Origin of the sequence: Mycobacterium sp. pW045, assembly GCF_041287085.1 — a bacterium.
Taxonomy (GTDB): domain Bacteria; phylum Actinomycetota; class Actinomycetes; order Mycobacteriales; family Mycobacteriaceae; genus Mycobacterium; species Mycobacterium algericum_A.
In genome coordinates this window covers 282,928-296,439 of the sequence record NZ_JBGGKU010000004.1, presented here as the reverse complement: position 1 = coordinate 296,439, position 13,512 = coordinate 282,928, and the positions used below count along the sequence as shown (strand labels likewise).

The 13,512-nt window shown below is 69.0% G+C and carries 15 protein-coding genes; 10 read left to right on the top strand and 5 right to left on the bottom strand.

What is annotated here, in order from left to right:
* Positions 1–5: 5 nt before the first annotated feature.
* From fadD1 to ACAG20_RS08520, 3 genes are read left to right on the top strand one after another with little or no spacing between them, the layout of a single operon-like run.
* Positions 6–1,610: a fatty-acid--CoA ligase FadD1 gene (gene fadD1, locus ACAG20_RS08530; RefSeq protein WP_370492225.1), complete on the top strand. Its 1,605-nt coding sequence runs from the start codon at positions 6–8 to the stop codon at positions 1,608–1,610.
* Positions 1,607–2,377, top strand: coding sequence for an SDR family NAD(P)-dependent oxidoreductase (locus ACAG20_RS08525; RefSeq protein WP_370492224.1), 771 nt, complete (start codon positions 1,607–1,609; stop codon positions 2,375–2,377). Before fadD1 ends, ACAG20_RS08525 begins: the two co-directional genes overlap by 4 nt.
* Positions 2,378–2,381: 4 nt before the next feature.
* Positions 2,382–3,407, top strand: a complete 1,026-nt coding sequence (locus tag ACAG20_RS08520; protein WP_112685690.1) for an alcohol dehydrogenase catalytic domain-containing protein — start codon at positions 2,382–2,384, stop codon at positions 3,405–3,407.
* A gap of 96 nt (positions 3,408–3,503) precedes the next feature.
* On the opposite strand, the gene ACAG20_RS08515 is transcribed toward ACAG20_RS08520, so the two are convergent.
* From ACAG20_RS08515 to ACAG20_RS08505, 3 genes are read right to left on the bottom strand one after another with little or no spacing between them, the layout of a single operon-like run.
* Positions 3,504–4,040, bottom strand: a complete 537-nt coding sequence (locus ACAG20_RS08515; protein ID WP_112685688.1) for a hypothetical protein — start codon at positions 4,038–4,040, stop codon at positions 3,504–3,506.
* A 24-nt stretch (positions 4,041–4,064) separates the two neighbouring features.
* The gene (locus ACAG20_RS08510; RefSeq protein WP_370492223.1) at positions 4,065–5,042 is read right to left on the bottom strand and encodes a pirin family protein; all 978 of its coding nucleotides are present in this window, start codon (positions 5,040–5,042) and stop codon (positions 4,065–4,067) included.
* Positions 5,043–5,090: 48 nt separating this feature from the next.
* A complete protein-coding gene (locus tag ACAG20_RS08505; protein ID WP_370492222.1) occupies positions 5,091–5,507 on the bottom strand; it encodes a WhiB family transcriptional regulator in 417 nt (138 codons plus the stop codon).
* A 148-nt stretch (positions 5,508–5,655) separates the two neighbouring features.
* Here ACAG20_RS08505 and ACAG20_RS08500 point away from each other — a divergent pair, with 148 nt between their 5' ends.
* The 5 genes from ACAG20_RS08500 (at position 5,656) to ACAG20_RS08480 (ending at position 9,387) form a co-directional block, all read left to right on the top strand.
* On the top strand, positions 5,656–6,426 hold the full coding sequence (locus ACAG20_RS08500) for a helix-turn-helix domain-containing protein (RefSeq protein WP_370492221.1): 771 nt from the start codon (positions 5,656–5,658) through the stop codon (positions 6,424–6,426).
* Positions 6,423–7,256 (top strand): C40 family peptidase, encoded by an 834-nt coding sequence (locus ACAG20_RS08495; protein ID WP_370492220.1) that lies wholly within the window; start codon positions 6,423–6,425, stop codon positions 7,254–7,256. The genes ACAG20_RS08500 and ACAG20_RS08495 overlap by 4 nt, the downstream gene beginning before the upstream one ends.
* 123 nt (positions 7,257–7,379) lie before the next feature.
* Positions 7,380–8,693, top strand: a complete 1,314-nt coding sequence (locus tag ACAG20_RS08490) for a DUF4226 domain-containing protein (RefSeq protein WP_370492219.1) — start codon at positions 7,380–7,382, stop codon at positions 8,691–8,693.
* A 53-nt stretch (positions 8,694–8,746) separates the two neighbouring features.
* Entirely contained in the window at positions 8,747–9,061 is a 315-nt protein-coding gene (locus ACAG20_RS08485) for a type VII secretion target (protein WP_370492217.1), read from the top strand.
* On the top strand, positions 9,061–9,387 hold the full coding sequence (locus tag ACAG20_RS08480; RefSeq protein WP_370492216.1) for a DUF2694 family protein: 327 nt from the start codon (positions 9,061–9,063) through the stop codon (positions 9,385–9,387). Before ACAG20_RS08485 ends, ACAG20_RS08480 begins: the two co-directional genes overlap by 1 nt.
* Here the strand turns inward: ACAG20_RS08480 and ACAG20_RS08475 are convergent.
* The gene (locus ACAG20_RS08475; protein WP_013826988.1) at positions 9,384–9,542 is read right to left on the bottom strand and encodes a hypothetical protein; all 159 of its coding nucleotides are present in this window, start codon (positions 9,540–9,542) and stop codon (positions 9,384–9,386) included. The two genes, ACAG20_RS08480 and ACAG20_RS08475, sit on opposite strands and share 4 nt — an antisense overlap.
* A gap of 145 nt (positions 9,543–9,687) precedes the next feature.
* On the opposite strand from ACAG20_RS08475, the gene ACAG20_RS08470 reads away from it, so the two are divergent.
* Positions 9,688–11,274, top strand: coding sequence for a DUF5631 domain-containing protein (locus ACAG20_RS08470; RefSeq protein WP_370492215.1), 1,587 nt, complete (start codon positions 9,688–9,690; stop codon positions 11,272–11,274).
* Between the two features lie 50 nt (positions 11,275–11,324).
* The gene (locus ACAG20_RS08465) at positions 11,325–11,642 is read left to right on the top strand and encodes a DUF2710 domain-containing protein (protein WP_013826990.1); all 318 of its coding nucleotides are present in this window, start codon (positions 11,325–11,327) and stop codon (positions 11,640–11,642) included.
* A 6-nt stretch (positions 11,643–11,648) separates the two neighbouring features.
* On the opposite strand, the gene eccA is transcribed toward ACAG20_RS08465, so the two are convergent.
* The gene (eccA, locus tag ACAG20_RS08460) at positions 11,649–13,448 is read right to left on the bottom strand and encodes a type VII secretion AAA-ATPase EccA (RefSeq protein WP_370492335.1); all 1,800 of its coding nucleotides are present in this window, start codon (positions 13,446–13,448) and stop codon (positions 11,649–11,651) included.
* Positions 13,449–13,512: the final 64 nt, after the last annotated feature.

The following is a 13,512-nucleotide window of genomic DNA, read 5'->3' as shown; positions in this document are numbered from 1 at the left end:
GGCGGATGGCCGAGACGATGCAACAACTGCTTGCCGAACGCGCGGACGCCGACGGGCCGGCAGTGCTCTACCACGATGCCCATGGGCGGCAGACCCGCTGGAGCTGGCGGCAGTATCTGGATCGGGCGGCCCGCCATGGCGCCGCGGTACTCGCGCGCGCCGACACCGGCCGCCCGATGCACGTCGGCGCCCTATTGGGCAACACCCCCGCGATGCTCACCGCGATCGCCGGCGCCGGGCTCGGCGGCTACGTGCTCTGCGGTGTCAACGACACCCGGCGGGGATCGGCCCTGGCCGGTGACCTTCGCACCGCCGACGTGCAGATCCTGCTCGTCGACGCCGCGCACCGCGGCTTGTTGAACGGGGTGGACCTGACCGGCGTCACCGTCATCGACGTCGACGATCCGGCCTGGGAGCAACAGTGCGCCGGTGCCGGTGAACTGCAACCGCACCGGCAGGCCGAGCCGTTGGACCCGTTCATGCTGATCTTCACCTCCGGCACCAGCGGCGACCCGAAAGCCGTTCTGGTCAGCCACTTCATGGTGCTGGTCGCCGGGCAGCGCCTGACCGAACAGTTCGACCTGGGCGCCGACGACGTCGTCTACCTGTCGATGCCGCTGTTCCACTCGAACGCGATCGCCGCCGGCTTCGGGCCCGCGGTCGCTGCCGGGGCGGCGATGGCACCGGCGAAGTTCTCAGCGTCGCGGTTCCTGGCCGACATCCGCGGCTACGGCGCCACGTATATGAACTACGTCGGCAAGCCGTTCGCCTATCTGCTGGCCCATCCCGAACAGTCCGATGACGCCGACAACCCGCTGCGCGTCGCGTTCGGCAACGAGGCCTCCGAACGCGACATCGCCGAATTCGCCCGCCGGTTCGGCGCCCATGTGGTCGATGCGTTCGGGTCCACCGAGAACGCCGTCACCATCACCCGTGACGAAGGCACCCCGCCCGGGTCGGTGGGCCGCGGCTTTCCCGGCGTGGCCATCTACAAAAGCGATTCGGTGACCGAATGCCCGGCCGCGGTGTTCGACGAGCACGGTGCGCTGACCAACGCCGAGGAGGCGATCGGTGAGCTGGTCAACACCGCCGGTTCGGGGTTCTTCACCGGCTACTACAACAACGCCGAAGCCACCTCCGAGCGGCTGCGTGACGGCATCTACTGGTCGGGCGACTTGGCCTACAAGGATGCCGACGGCTGGATCTACCTGGCCGGGCGCACCGCCGACTGGATGCGGGTCGACGGCGAGAACCTGGCCGCCGCCCCGATCGAGCGCATCCTGATGCGCCACCCCAAGATCAACCAGGCTGCGGTGTACGCGGTGCCCGACGGCAACGTCGGCGACCAGGTGATGGCCGCACTGGTGCTGCGCGATGACACCGATTTGAACCGGGACGAATTCACCGAATTCCTCGCCGCCCAAGAGGACTTGTCGCCCAAGGCGTGGCCGCGCTACGTCCGGATCATGGCGCAACTGCCCGCGACGGCCACCAATAAGGTCCTCAAACGCGTGCTGGTGGCCGAGGGCTGCGATGTCGGCGCGGACCCGTTGTGGGTGCGGCCGGAACGTGAAAACCACTACGGCACAACGGCGGGAGCACACCGATGACACAAGCTGTGGCGCTGATCGTCGGCGGTGCTTCCGGCATCGGGCTGGCCACCGCGCATGTGCTGGCCGGCCGCGGCGACCACGTGGTGATCGCCGATATCAACACCGAGGCGGCGCAGCAGCGGGCCGCCGAACTCGGCGCCGGGGCCAGCGCGGTGACCGCCGACGTGACCGATGAGGACAGCATCGCCGCGGCATTCGCGACCGCGGCACAGCGCGGACCGGTGCGCAGCGTGGTCAGCTGCGCCGGGCTGTCGGTGATCGGCGCCATCCCCGACATCGACCTGGCCGGCTGGCAGACCACCATCGACGTCTGCCTGACCGGCACCATGTTGGTGATCAAGCACGCGGCCCGCACTCTTGCGGACGGCGGCAGCATCGTTGCGGTGTCGTCGCTGAACGGCCGCCAGCCCGGGACCGCGATGGCCGCCTACTGCAGTGCCAAAGCCGGTGTGCTGATGCTGATCCAGGTGGCCGCCTTGGAGTTGGCCGCCCGCGGCATCCGGGTCAACGCCGTCTCCCCCGGCCTGGTCGACACGCCCCTGGTGGCCGGGCTGACCATGGTGCCCGGCCTCACCGACGAATACATCGAGAACACTCCGCTGGGCCGGGCCGGCACCCCGAACGACATCGCCGACGCCGTGGAGTTCTTGACCTCGCAGCGCGCCTCGTGGATCACCGGGTCCGCCTTCGACATCAACGGCGGCGCCCACATGATGCGCTACCCCGACCTGCTCGGCAAGATCCAAGCCCTACAAGAAGGATGACCAGATGCGCAGTGTCGTAATCGATGCCCCCGGATCGGTCCGTGTCGACACCTGCCCCGATCCCGGCCTGCCCGGCGCCGACGGTGCCGTGGTCGCGGTGACGGCGGCCGCGATCTGCGGCTCGGATATGCACATTTATGAGGGCGACTTCCCCGTCGTCGAACCGGTGGCCGTCGGACACGAGGCGATCGGCACCGTCGTCGAGGTCGGCCCCGAGGTGACCTCGGTCAAGGCCGGCGACCGGGTGATGGTGTCCTCGGTCGCCGGGTGCGGGCGTTGCGCCGGCTGCGCCACCCGCGACCCGATCCGATGCCACTCGGGCCCGCTGATCTTCGGGTCGGGCGCACTGGGCGGGGCCCAGTCGGAACTGCTCGCCGTGCCCGGCGCGGACTTTCAGCTCGCCCCCATCCCCGACGGGCTCTGTGATGAGGAAGCCCTGCTGCTCACCGACAACCTCGCCACCGGCTGGGCGGCCGCGTTGCGCGCCGACATCCCGGTGGGCGGCACCGTAGCCGTGATCGGACTGGGAGCGGTGGGCCTGTGTGCGGCACAAAGCGCGCTGTTTCTCGGCGCGGCAACGGTTCTCGGCATCGACCCGGTTCCGCAGCGGCGAGAGCGTGCGGCAGCGATGGGCGCGACACCCGCACCGCCGTCGGCGACGGTCGCGGCGATGGAACACACCGGCGGGCGCGGCGTCGACGCGGTGATCGACGCCGTCGGCTCGGACACCACGCTGGCCGACGCCCTGACCGCGGTGCGAGCCGGAGGCACGGTGTCGGTGGTCGGCGTGCATGACCTGCAGCCCTTTCCCTTCCCCGCGCTGGCCGCCCTGGTGCGCAGCATCACGCTGCGCATGACGACCGCGCCGGTACAGCAGACCTGGCCGCAACTGGTGCCGTTGCTGCAATCCGGCCGGCTGTCGGTGGCCGGCATCTTCACCACCGAGATGCCGTTGGACGCCGCGCCCGACGCCTACCGCGCGGTCGCCGCGCGATCCGGGGATGTGGTGAAAGTGCTGCTCACGCCGTAGCCGATCTACCGGTACCATAAGACTTGCTTGCGGCAATAGCTTCAGGAAGTGAACCCGGCAGCCTTCCGGACGGTGGGCGGGCCGGGTTTCGCGCATTCAGACCCTGACGACATCGATGACCGCCGGTCTAATTCGCTCCCTCCAAAGGCCACCGCGTGCCCAGCACCAAGCGATCGCGTCAGGAATGCTGAGGACGAGGTCGGCGCTGGCCCGGCGATGCGTGTAGGTCACGGTATGCTCGCGGCCGGCGGACCGAAGTACGTTGTAGAGGAACCTCTTATCCCAGCGAATGATGGAATCGTCTTGCTCGATGACGAGCAGTGCCTGCTGATTGGCCGGAAGGCCACGGACGATGCTCAGCAGGCATTCCGCGCGAGCATCTAGATCGTCCGAATAGCGCCTTCCGGCGTCGTAAACAACGGCAGCAACGTTCGACTGGCAGATCAGGTCGGCGATCTTCCTGCGACGGCGATCGCTTTCCTTTGCCATATGTATCCTGCTTTGTCCCGGCAGAACATAGTCGCCGCGGAGCATCTTGCGGATCGCGGCGGCGGCCTCCGGCGTGCAAAAGCTGGCAACGATGACATATCCGCGTTCTTTCGTTTCGTCGACGTGGATGTGAGTAGTGGTCATGCCCCCGGATGTCCTGCGGCCGGCTTAGCCACGGCCGGCCCGGCGGGACCGCAGCCGCACCGGCGGCAGCGGCGGCGCAGGCAGTCGCTCCAGCCGGCCCCGGTAGCCGCTGACCGCACCGAACCGATCGTCGCCGTCCTGCCACCGCCGCCGGTACTCGACCACCTCGTCGTGGCTACGGCCGATGAAGTTCCACCACAGCACCAGCTCCTCGCCGAACGGCACCCCGCCCAGCAGCAGCACCCGGGCGGGGGAGTCGCCGGTGTTGGTCAGCGCCAGTACCGGGCGGCCCGGGCCTTGGTAACCCAGCTCCCCGATCCCCAGCGCCGTCCCGGCCAGCGCAACCGCGCCCCGATCACAGAGCACGCCGTGCTCGAACGCCGGATTGACCTCCAGCGCAAGTTCGCTTCGCGGGTGCAGATCGACTTGGGCGCCCAGCAGCGGAGTGAAGGACGGAACGGGGGAGCGGTGACCGGCCAGTTCCCCGAGGAACACCAGCGCGGTGGCGCCGGGCAGCGCCGTCGGCTCGGGTGCGAAGTGGTGGAAGGCTCGGGTGGTGTGGCGGGCAAAGTCCGGCAGCGCCACCCACAGCTGCACGCCGTGCAGCATCGGCGCGGCGGCGGAGTCCACCGAGACCTCCGAGTGGCAGATACCGGCGCCCGCGGTCATCAGGTTCAACTCGCCCGGGCGCACCAGGGCATGCACGCCGCCGCTGTCGCGGTGCTCGACGCGGCCGTGAAATAGCCACGTCGCGGTCTGCAGTCCGGTGTGCGGATGTGGCGGGACGTCCATGCCCCCGTCGCGGCCGATGTCATGCGGCCCGTAGTGGTCGACGAAGCACCACGCGCCGATCAGCGAGCGTGCCCGCTGCGGCAGGGTGCGGCGAACCAGCATGGCGCGCGGCCCGCCCAGCGGAACCTCCCGCGGCTGTAGCACCTCAATGCCGTCGGCTGGTGCTGCGGCACAGGCGAACTCAGCTGATGTGGTCTCCAGGTTGCTCAACCGCCCACCTCCGTGCCGTGCGCCGAGCCGCGCCGGTGACACTACCGGTCACGCTGCTGAAGGGGAACCGACCCGGTCGCTGGGCAGGTGAAAAACCGTCACGGCCACCGGCAGCTGCCGCCGTTCGTGGTTGGCCAGCAACACCTGGTTATCGGGTAGCTCGCGGGAATTGATGTTGCCGGCGGCGATCTCGCGCAGCACCGCGTGGGCTTGCGCGAGCTCGGCGCGTTTGCGGTACTGACCGCCAGGCAGCTTGACCCCGGCCCACACGCCGTACTCCTCGCCGCGCTCCACCGCCAGCGCGGCGCAGCGACGCTGCTGCGCCAGCGGGCAGCGGCGCAGGCATAGCAGCCGCGCCTCGGTGGCGGACTGCTCATAGGCCCGAGCCTTGGCGGCACCGTCGGTTCCGTCGGCGTCGGGGTAACCGAACCACAGTTCGGGGTTGGCGGAGCAGGGGGGTGCCATCGGGACCTCCTCTTGAAAGCGGATCAGATAACGTAGATAGAAACGTATACAAACGAATAGCGCGGGCGCAAGAGAAGTGGATAAAAACATATATGTAAGTCGTGAAGGCCGAGGCTGTGTACTATCCGGTCATGGTCGGGGCGCAACGGTGAGCCGCGAGTCGGCGGGCGCGGCCATCAGGGCCCTGCGCGAGGCGCGAGACTGGTCGCTGGCGGAACTGGCCGCAGTCACCGGAGTAAGCATCATGGGCTTGAGCTACTTGGAGCGCGGCGCCCGCAAACCACACAAAAGCACAGTTCAGAAGGTGGAGAACGGCCTCGGCCTACCGCCGGGAACCTACTCCCGGCTGCTGGTCGCCGACGATCCCGACGCCGAGCTGGCGCAGTTGCTGGCCGTGCCGCGTACGTCGCCCGCGCGGCCGGCCGGGGCCGTCGTCGTCGACCGTCACAGCGATACCGAAGTCTTGGAGGGATACGCCGAGGCGCAGCTCGAGGCGCTGCGTTCGGTGATCGCGCGGCTTCCGGCGGAAGCATCAGACGAATACGAGACATATATTCTTTCCGTGATCACGCAGTGCGTGAAGGCGGAGATGCTGGCCGCCAACTCCTGGCGGGTGGCGGTCAACGCCGGCGCGGAGCACGCCGCCAACCTCATGGCGCATCTGCGGTCCCTGGAGGCGATTCGGAGCGACCTGCTGCAACGCATGCCCAGCAGCCTTCCCGCCCGGTTCGACGATGCATGCGCACGGTCGGCGCTGCCCGAGCCGGTGATCGCAGCGTTGCTCGGTGTCAGCGCGGATGAGATGTGGGATATCCGCAACAGGGGAGTGATCCCACCGGGCGCGCTGGCCCGGGTCCGCGCATTCGCCGACGGCGCCGCGGATAGGCCCGAGCGAGCCGACGAAGGAGACAAACCGTGAGCGATGGTGATCTGGAACTGCTGAACCGCGCCCACCGACTGTTCGCGGGACGCCCGCAGCCGGTGTCACTGGACGCCCGGCTGGAACGCTATATCGACTTGCTCGAACAAACCGCCGCCCTATCGACCGGCCCCGGGCACGGTCGTTACCGGCAGGCCGTGCTCGCCCAACGGGAGATGCTGTCGCGGAACGCCCGTACCGATGCCGCCGCCACCGCCGTACTCGCCGCCGCGGTTGCCGACCACGCCCGGGCGGGGCAGCAGACCAACGGCGTGGTCGCGGCTGCCCGCACCGACGCGGCCGTCGTCCCCGACACCCCACTGGCACAGCGAGAGGCGATGCGCCGACGAGCGGCGCGATTGCGGGCCCAGCGCGCCCACGTCATGACGGCCCGGCACCGCGCGCAGGCACATCGGCGGCGGCTGCGGCGATTGCGCTATCGCGGCGCGCGCCGCCGGACAGCCGGTCTTGATCGGTTGCGGCTTCCCAACACTCGCGCCGGAGCGGCGGTCCGTGCCGCGTTGTCCAGGCTCGGTAAGCCCTACGTCTGGGGCGCCACCGGCCCGGACCGATTCGACTGTTCGGGGCTGACGCAGTGGGCCTACACCCAGGCCGGAGTGCCACTGTCTCGCACCACCTACACCCAGATCCACGACGGGATTCCGGTGCCGCGCTCCCAGGTCCGGCCCGGCGATCTGGTGTTCCCCAGCAGCGGCCACGTCCAGCTGGCGATCGGCAACAATATGGTGGTCGAGGCGCCACACGCCGGGGCAACGGTCCAGATCAGCCCGCTCGGCGCCAACATCGCGATCCGGCGCCCGGTGCCATGACCGGGCTGTCCCCACCGGGCCGGCAGGTGAATTGTCGGCGCCGCGCGCCATCGGTACAGTCACCGGCCATGGAGCGGTCAGCGGACGAACGCCGGACCGGCGCAACGATGTTGGGCTGAAGGAATGGCGACCCGCGACGAGGTGCTGGATGCGATCCGACGTATCGAAAAGACCGGTGGTGCGGGCGAAGCGACCCGCGCCGCGCAGGCGGCACTGACCCTTCCGCTGCCCCCGGACGGCTATGACCGGGTGCTGCACCGGCTGGCGCCGGCCGATGCAGAGCAGGGCCGCGCCGTGCAGGCCATGAGGATCGCTGAATCGGCGCTGGCGCAACAGTTGTCGGCGACGGCGGAATTCGACCGACAGATCATCGCCGCACTGCGGCACGCGCACAAGACCACCCTGGAGGGCCGTCGGCGCCTCGACAACGTGCAGACCGAGATCGTCGGCGCCGCACAGCACTGGGATCTGAGCTCCGCCGCCGGCGCGCGGGAGTTCCAGCGATTCCTGATCATCAAACTCGGCGAGATCATCGGCGTCGTCGAAGAGGCCAACGACGACGACGCCTCCAAGCAGGAACTGACCGCCGCGTTGACCGCGCTATATTCGGCACCCCCAGCGCAGCGCGAGGATCCCCCACCGGTCGAACGGCATCCGGAACCCGACGGCGGTCCGTCCCCGACACCCGCTGCTCCGAACCCTGCCCAGGCAGCCCCCAGCGTTGCCGAGGACGATTATCTCGATGCGCTGCCGGACGAGGAACCGGAGGACGATTACCGGATCTCCGCTCAGCGGCCGTTAGCGGCACCATCAATGCCGGCGTTCCCAGGTCTCGGGGGCGAGGGCCCCGGATTCGGTGCGATGCCTTCCGCCACGCCGGCCGGGCTGCCGTCGCCCGGAGCGCTGTCGGTGCCCGGCGACGGCGCCGAACCCGTCGCCGACGACGGCCTTCCGGATATGGGGTCACCGGCCGACGACGACACCGACCCGGCCGGGGACGACCGCGACGCTGACCGCGATGACGCCGCAGCGAAGCCCCCGCCCGACGGTCCCGTCACCGTGACACTGCCCGACGGTGCGACCACCACCGTCGCTGATCCCCGGTTGGCCGCCGCAATGCAGGCGGCCGCGCAGGGAACGCCCGTGGCAGAGGCGTTCCGCCGCCAGGGGATTGATATCCCGCCCCCCGGAACACCGGTGCTGTCACCGGTCGACCAGGCACAGCTGCGGCCCGGCGACATCGGGGTGCTCACCGACCGCCATGCCCTGTCGGTCGGGAACGGCAAAGCGCTGCTCGACGGGCAACTCCACCTCGCCGCCAACCTGCGCGGGCCGGGCTTCCTGGGCTGGCAGCATCCGCCGGTGCGCATCGCGGCGCCCACCACGGCCGGCGAACCGGCCCCCACCAGGCCCGCGATGTCGGTTCGGGGCCCGTGAGCTTGAAAATCCGCGTTCCAACCGTCATCGTCGACTAGCCAGGGAGGTACCAGATGCCAGAGAACATCCACGTCGATCAGGGCGTTCTGACCAACGCCGCCGGGAACCACCGGGAAGCGTCGGACTACCTCGCCACCGTCCCGGCATCTCACGAGGGGATCCGGACCACCCTGAGTGCACTCGGGCCGATCTACGGCGACTTCCGTCAGGCGGCCGGCGCCTTGCTCGACGCCCGGAAGAGCTGTTACGACGACCAGTCGAACGAACATGGCGAGATGTCGGACAACCTGAACCGGGCCGTGACAACGTGGAACCAGCATGAAGACGACGCCGCCACGTCCTTCCGGCATCTCACTGACGGGCGCTGATGACTGAGCCGAACCCCGCGTTCGACACCACCCACCCCAGCGGTGATGTGCTGTTCCGGTCTTGCCGCGGCGGCTATCTGCACAGTGTGGCGCTCAGCGAGGCGGCCATGACAGCCGATGCCGACCGGCTGGCGGAGGCCATCGTGCTGGCCGCGGACGTGTCGTATCTCAAGGCCGCGTTGGAGATCCGCGGCGAGATCGTCAGCACGGGCCACTCCCCGTCGGCGGCGGTGCCGACCACCGAGGATCTTCGGGTGGCCACCGAGCGGCTGCTGAACCACCGATTGCACGCCGGCCACCGGGCCGAGGACGGCACCGGACGTTAAACCACCCAGCGGCCGGCGGCGTCGGTCCGCGGCGCGATGTCGGCTGGCGGATCAACGACCATGTCGCCGAAGAGGTTTCGTGCTCGCTCGAGCAGCGCGAGCACTTCGCGGAGCTGCGCTGCACACCCCGTTGCGGGGGACCCGGCGTCGGCCATGGTTTGCACGCTACCGACCTGCTGTGGGGCTGACAATTCACGACGCAACGAGGTTGTTGATGAGCGCCGCGCGGTGTTGCGCGGCGGGTTCGACGCGCGCCAAATTCCGGCAGGGCGGTTGGGCGGGCAACGGTAGGCTTGCGCGGTGGCTATCTTCGGTCGGCGGTCGGCGCGTCAGCGCCTCCGGAACGCGGCTCGGGAAGCACTGGCGATCCCGGCCTTCAGCGCTCCGGTCGACTGTAGTGCTTGGGTACTCGGGGGGCTGTGGCCGGCCGAATTGGCGACGATCACCCCGGAGACGGCCCCGCTCGCCGATTACCTGAGCGCGGATCTGCAGCGCATCGCGAATTCGGCGAACGAGAAACTGCACGCGATCGGTCGATCCGACCTTGTCGGGCAGGCACGACAGACCGCGGAGGCCAGGGTCATCAACGTCGCCCGGGCGTTCGCGGTCCTTCGGGTGGAGTCGACCGTTCGGCAACTTCACAAGGAAGCCCTGGAGTTCGGCACTGAGTACGTCAGCCTGAACGCGGCACCGGTGGCCGCCGAGGCGCCCGAGCGGGTTCCGGCGAAGCCCGAGCAGTCCCGCTCCGCCGAGCCGCCCCGCTCCGCCGAGCCGCCCCGCGACATCGCGGGCAAACGCGGCGGACGGGCACGCCATCGAATGCCCGAGCCGGTCGTCGTGGACGCGCCGACCGACGTGACACCGCCGACCCCGGAAGTGCTGCCGCCCGCACCGCCGCCACCGCCTCCAACTCCACCTCCACCATCGCCGTCAGTTCCCGAGTCCGCTGGGGTGTTCGACACGGTCGAGCCGGAGCGGCCCGCAACTTCGTTTCGGCCCGCTGCGCTGGGCGTCGGCGGTGGCGAGCAGGAATCGTCGAGCATCACCGGGTTCGCGGCGGAACCGGCTGTCCCGGCTGAGCCTGTCGTCGTCTCGCCGGTTGAACCCGGCGTCGTACCGCTGGCCGAGGTGGACGCCGTGACCGCCGCCGTTCCTGCGGCCCCCGAACCGGCCACTGCGGCGCCGTCTCCGGAACCCGTCCCCGCCGAACCCATTCCGGCGACACCCGCTCCGCCGGCGGTAACCGAGTCCAGCGAGCAGCGGTTGCAGCGCCTGCTGGCCTTCGTCGCCCGTCAGGAACCCGGCCTGCGCTGGGCCATCGGCACCTTCGCCGACGGAAGAACGCTTCTGGTCACCGATGTCGCCAACGGCTGGATCCCGTCCGGGATCGAGGTACCGGCCGGGGTGCACCTGCTGGAGCCCGGCCGCCGGAGCGGGACCGCCACCGCGATGCTGGGCGCCCCGGCGGAGTCGGCCTCCTATAGCCCCGGCGACCGACTGGGCTGGGCCAGCGACTTCGGTGCGACGGACGCTTCGGTACAGCCTCGCGAGTTGGAGCCCATCGACGACCTCGGCTGGCAGCTCAGCGAGGCCACGCACTGGCGTGACGGGCTGCCGCGGATGGCCAACACCCTGGCCAAGGCCGGATCCGCCGGAACCGGCGTGCTCGACGCCGAGGTAGACCTGCTCCGGGTTCATCTGGACACGTTGCGTTACCAGTTGCTGGCGCAGTACCCCGACACCGACCTCACGTTGGTGCTGAACTGCATGCTGTTGGCTGCCACCGAAGGCGTCGCGACCGGCGACACGGTATCGGCCAACTACCACTACAGCTGGTTCCGGGCGCTCAGCGCGCCGCCGGCCAGCCAATGGGATCCGCAGGCCTAACGGGCGATGATGAATTGACGCTGCTCACACCGGCTCGACATACTTAGCCAATGTCGGGGCCGGATAGCCGCGCGGAACTCAGCGACAAGGACCTCGTTGAGTCCGTCCTGCGGGATCTGCGTGAGGCCGCCGAGAAATGGGAAGCGCTGGTCGCCGAGGCCGAGAACACCACCTACAGCGTCGATCTCGGAGACGTCCGGGCCGTCGCGAATTCGGACGGCCGACTGCTCGAGCTGACATTGCATCCGTGCGTGGTCAGCGACTACACCTACAGCGAACTGTCGGAGCGGCTCAACGTCGTCTTCACCGCGCTGCGCGAAGAGGCCGAGTCCGACTTCGAGGCCAGATACGGCAGCAGTCACCGCTGAGGCGACCTACCAGCTGATGGCGGCCATCTCGCGCTTGGTGTCGCACACCGCACGCACCGCGGCGTCGATGTCGACGGCGGTGATGGTCTTTAGGTCGTCGATCGTCACCGGGTGACCGGCGCGCTTCTGGGCAGCCACCCGGGTGTCGCGGGCCAATTCGGCTTCCTCGATCACGTTCCGCGCGAACCGGCCGTTGTGCATGATGTTGATGCCGTGCTCGCCGCGCGGACTGAAATAGTTTCTGATGGCGGTCGCCATCTCTAGGAAGCGTTGCCGCGCTTCAGGGTTCAGCTCGGTGGCGCGGCTGGAGCCGTAGCGCTCACCGATCTCGACGATCTCTTCCGGCGAGTAGGACTCGAACCGGATCTTGCGGTTGAAACGGCTCGCCAGGCCGGGGTTGACGGTGAGGAACTCATCGACCTGGTCCTCGTAACCGGCGGCGAGGAAACAGAAGTCGAAGCGGTGTTTCTCCAGCGCGATCAGCAGCTGGTTGACGGCCTCCATGCCGATCATGTCGGGTGTCCCGTCCTGGTGGCGTTCCACGAGTGAATAGAACTCGTCCATGAACAGAATTCCGCCCAAGGCCTTTTCGATCAGCTCATTGGTTTTCGGCCCGGACGAACCGATGTGTTCACCGCAGAAGTCAGAACGCCGCACCTCGGTGATCTCCGGATTGCGGACGATGCCCATTCCCGCGTAGATCTTTCCCAGCGCCTCGGCGGTGGTGGTCTTACCGGTGCCGGGCGGACCGACCAGCAGCATGTGGTTGGTCTGTCCCTCCACCGGCAAGCCGTGCTCCAGCCGCATGGCCCGGATCTCGAGCTGATCCTCCAGGGCCTTGACCGCACGTTTCACCTCGGCCAGCCCGACCTGTCTCTCCAACTCGGCACGGCCCTGCTCCAGCAACTCCGCGCGGCGGTCGGCCGCGTTGTACTCGTCGAGTTCGGCACGGCTCTTCGCCGATTCGGCGTCCCAGCGGTCGGTGCGGCTCTCGATGATCTGTTCCTCGGTGACCACCAAACGCAGATTCGGTTCGGCCAGTGCAGCTTTCGCCGGCTCGGTCAGCACGCCGTTGATGGCCGCCTTGGACAGCCACACCTGCGCCTTGTCCTCCTCGCCGAGCTGGCGGTGCACCATGCCGCGCACGTAGGCCAAATCCGCGGCCAGTAGCGGGATCTCGCTCGGGTTGATCGACGCGGTCAACACGCCTGCCTGAAACCGTTCCGAGGACCGGGCCTGCCCGGCGATGTCGACGCGATCCAGCCAGTCCAGCGCCACCCGGCCCTGGCCCAGATGCGCGGCCGCGTAGGCGGCGAGCGCACAGACCGAAGCGGTCACCGCGGGCATGACGATCGCCCGGTCGGGCAGCTCCTCGGCGGCGACGGTCAGCAGATCCGGCCACCGCTGAGTGACGAACATCAGGTAGGCGCGTGCCAGTTGGTGCCACTGGTGGTTGATCCAGCTGTCCAACAGCCCGTTGTCGGCGAGCAGGGCGTCGGCGCGCTCGTACTCACCGGCCACGGTCAGCGCCGACGCCAGCGCCAACCCCACGTGGGAGGCGTCGGTGACCGTGATCGACAGGTACGGGCCCAGCGGGATCTGGGCCGCCAACTGCCGGCCCAGCCGGGTGGTCTCCTTGTGCAGCCAGTCACTGTTGGCGTAGAGCCGCTTGAGTGTGTCGAGGGTGGTGTCGCCGCAGGCGACACGACCCAGCCAAGCGTCGGCCATGGAGGGGTCGGCTTCGGTCGCCGCCTGGAATTCGGCCCTCGCTTCCGGGGAGCCGTACCGGCCGTCCATGCTCACCATGGCCCGGTCGAAGTGCCGACGGGCCGCCAGCAAGTCACTCAATGTCCGTCGTCCTCTGTCGCAG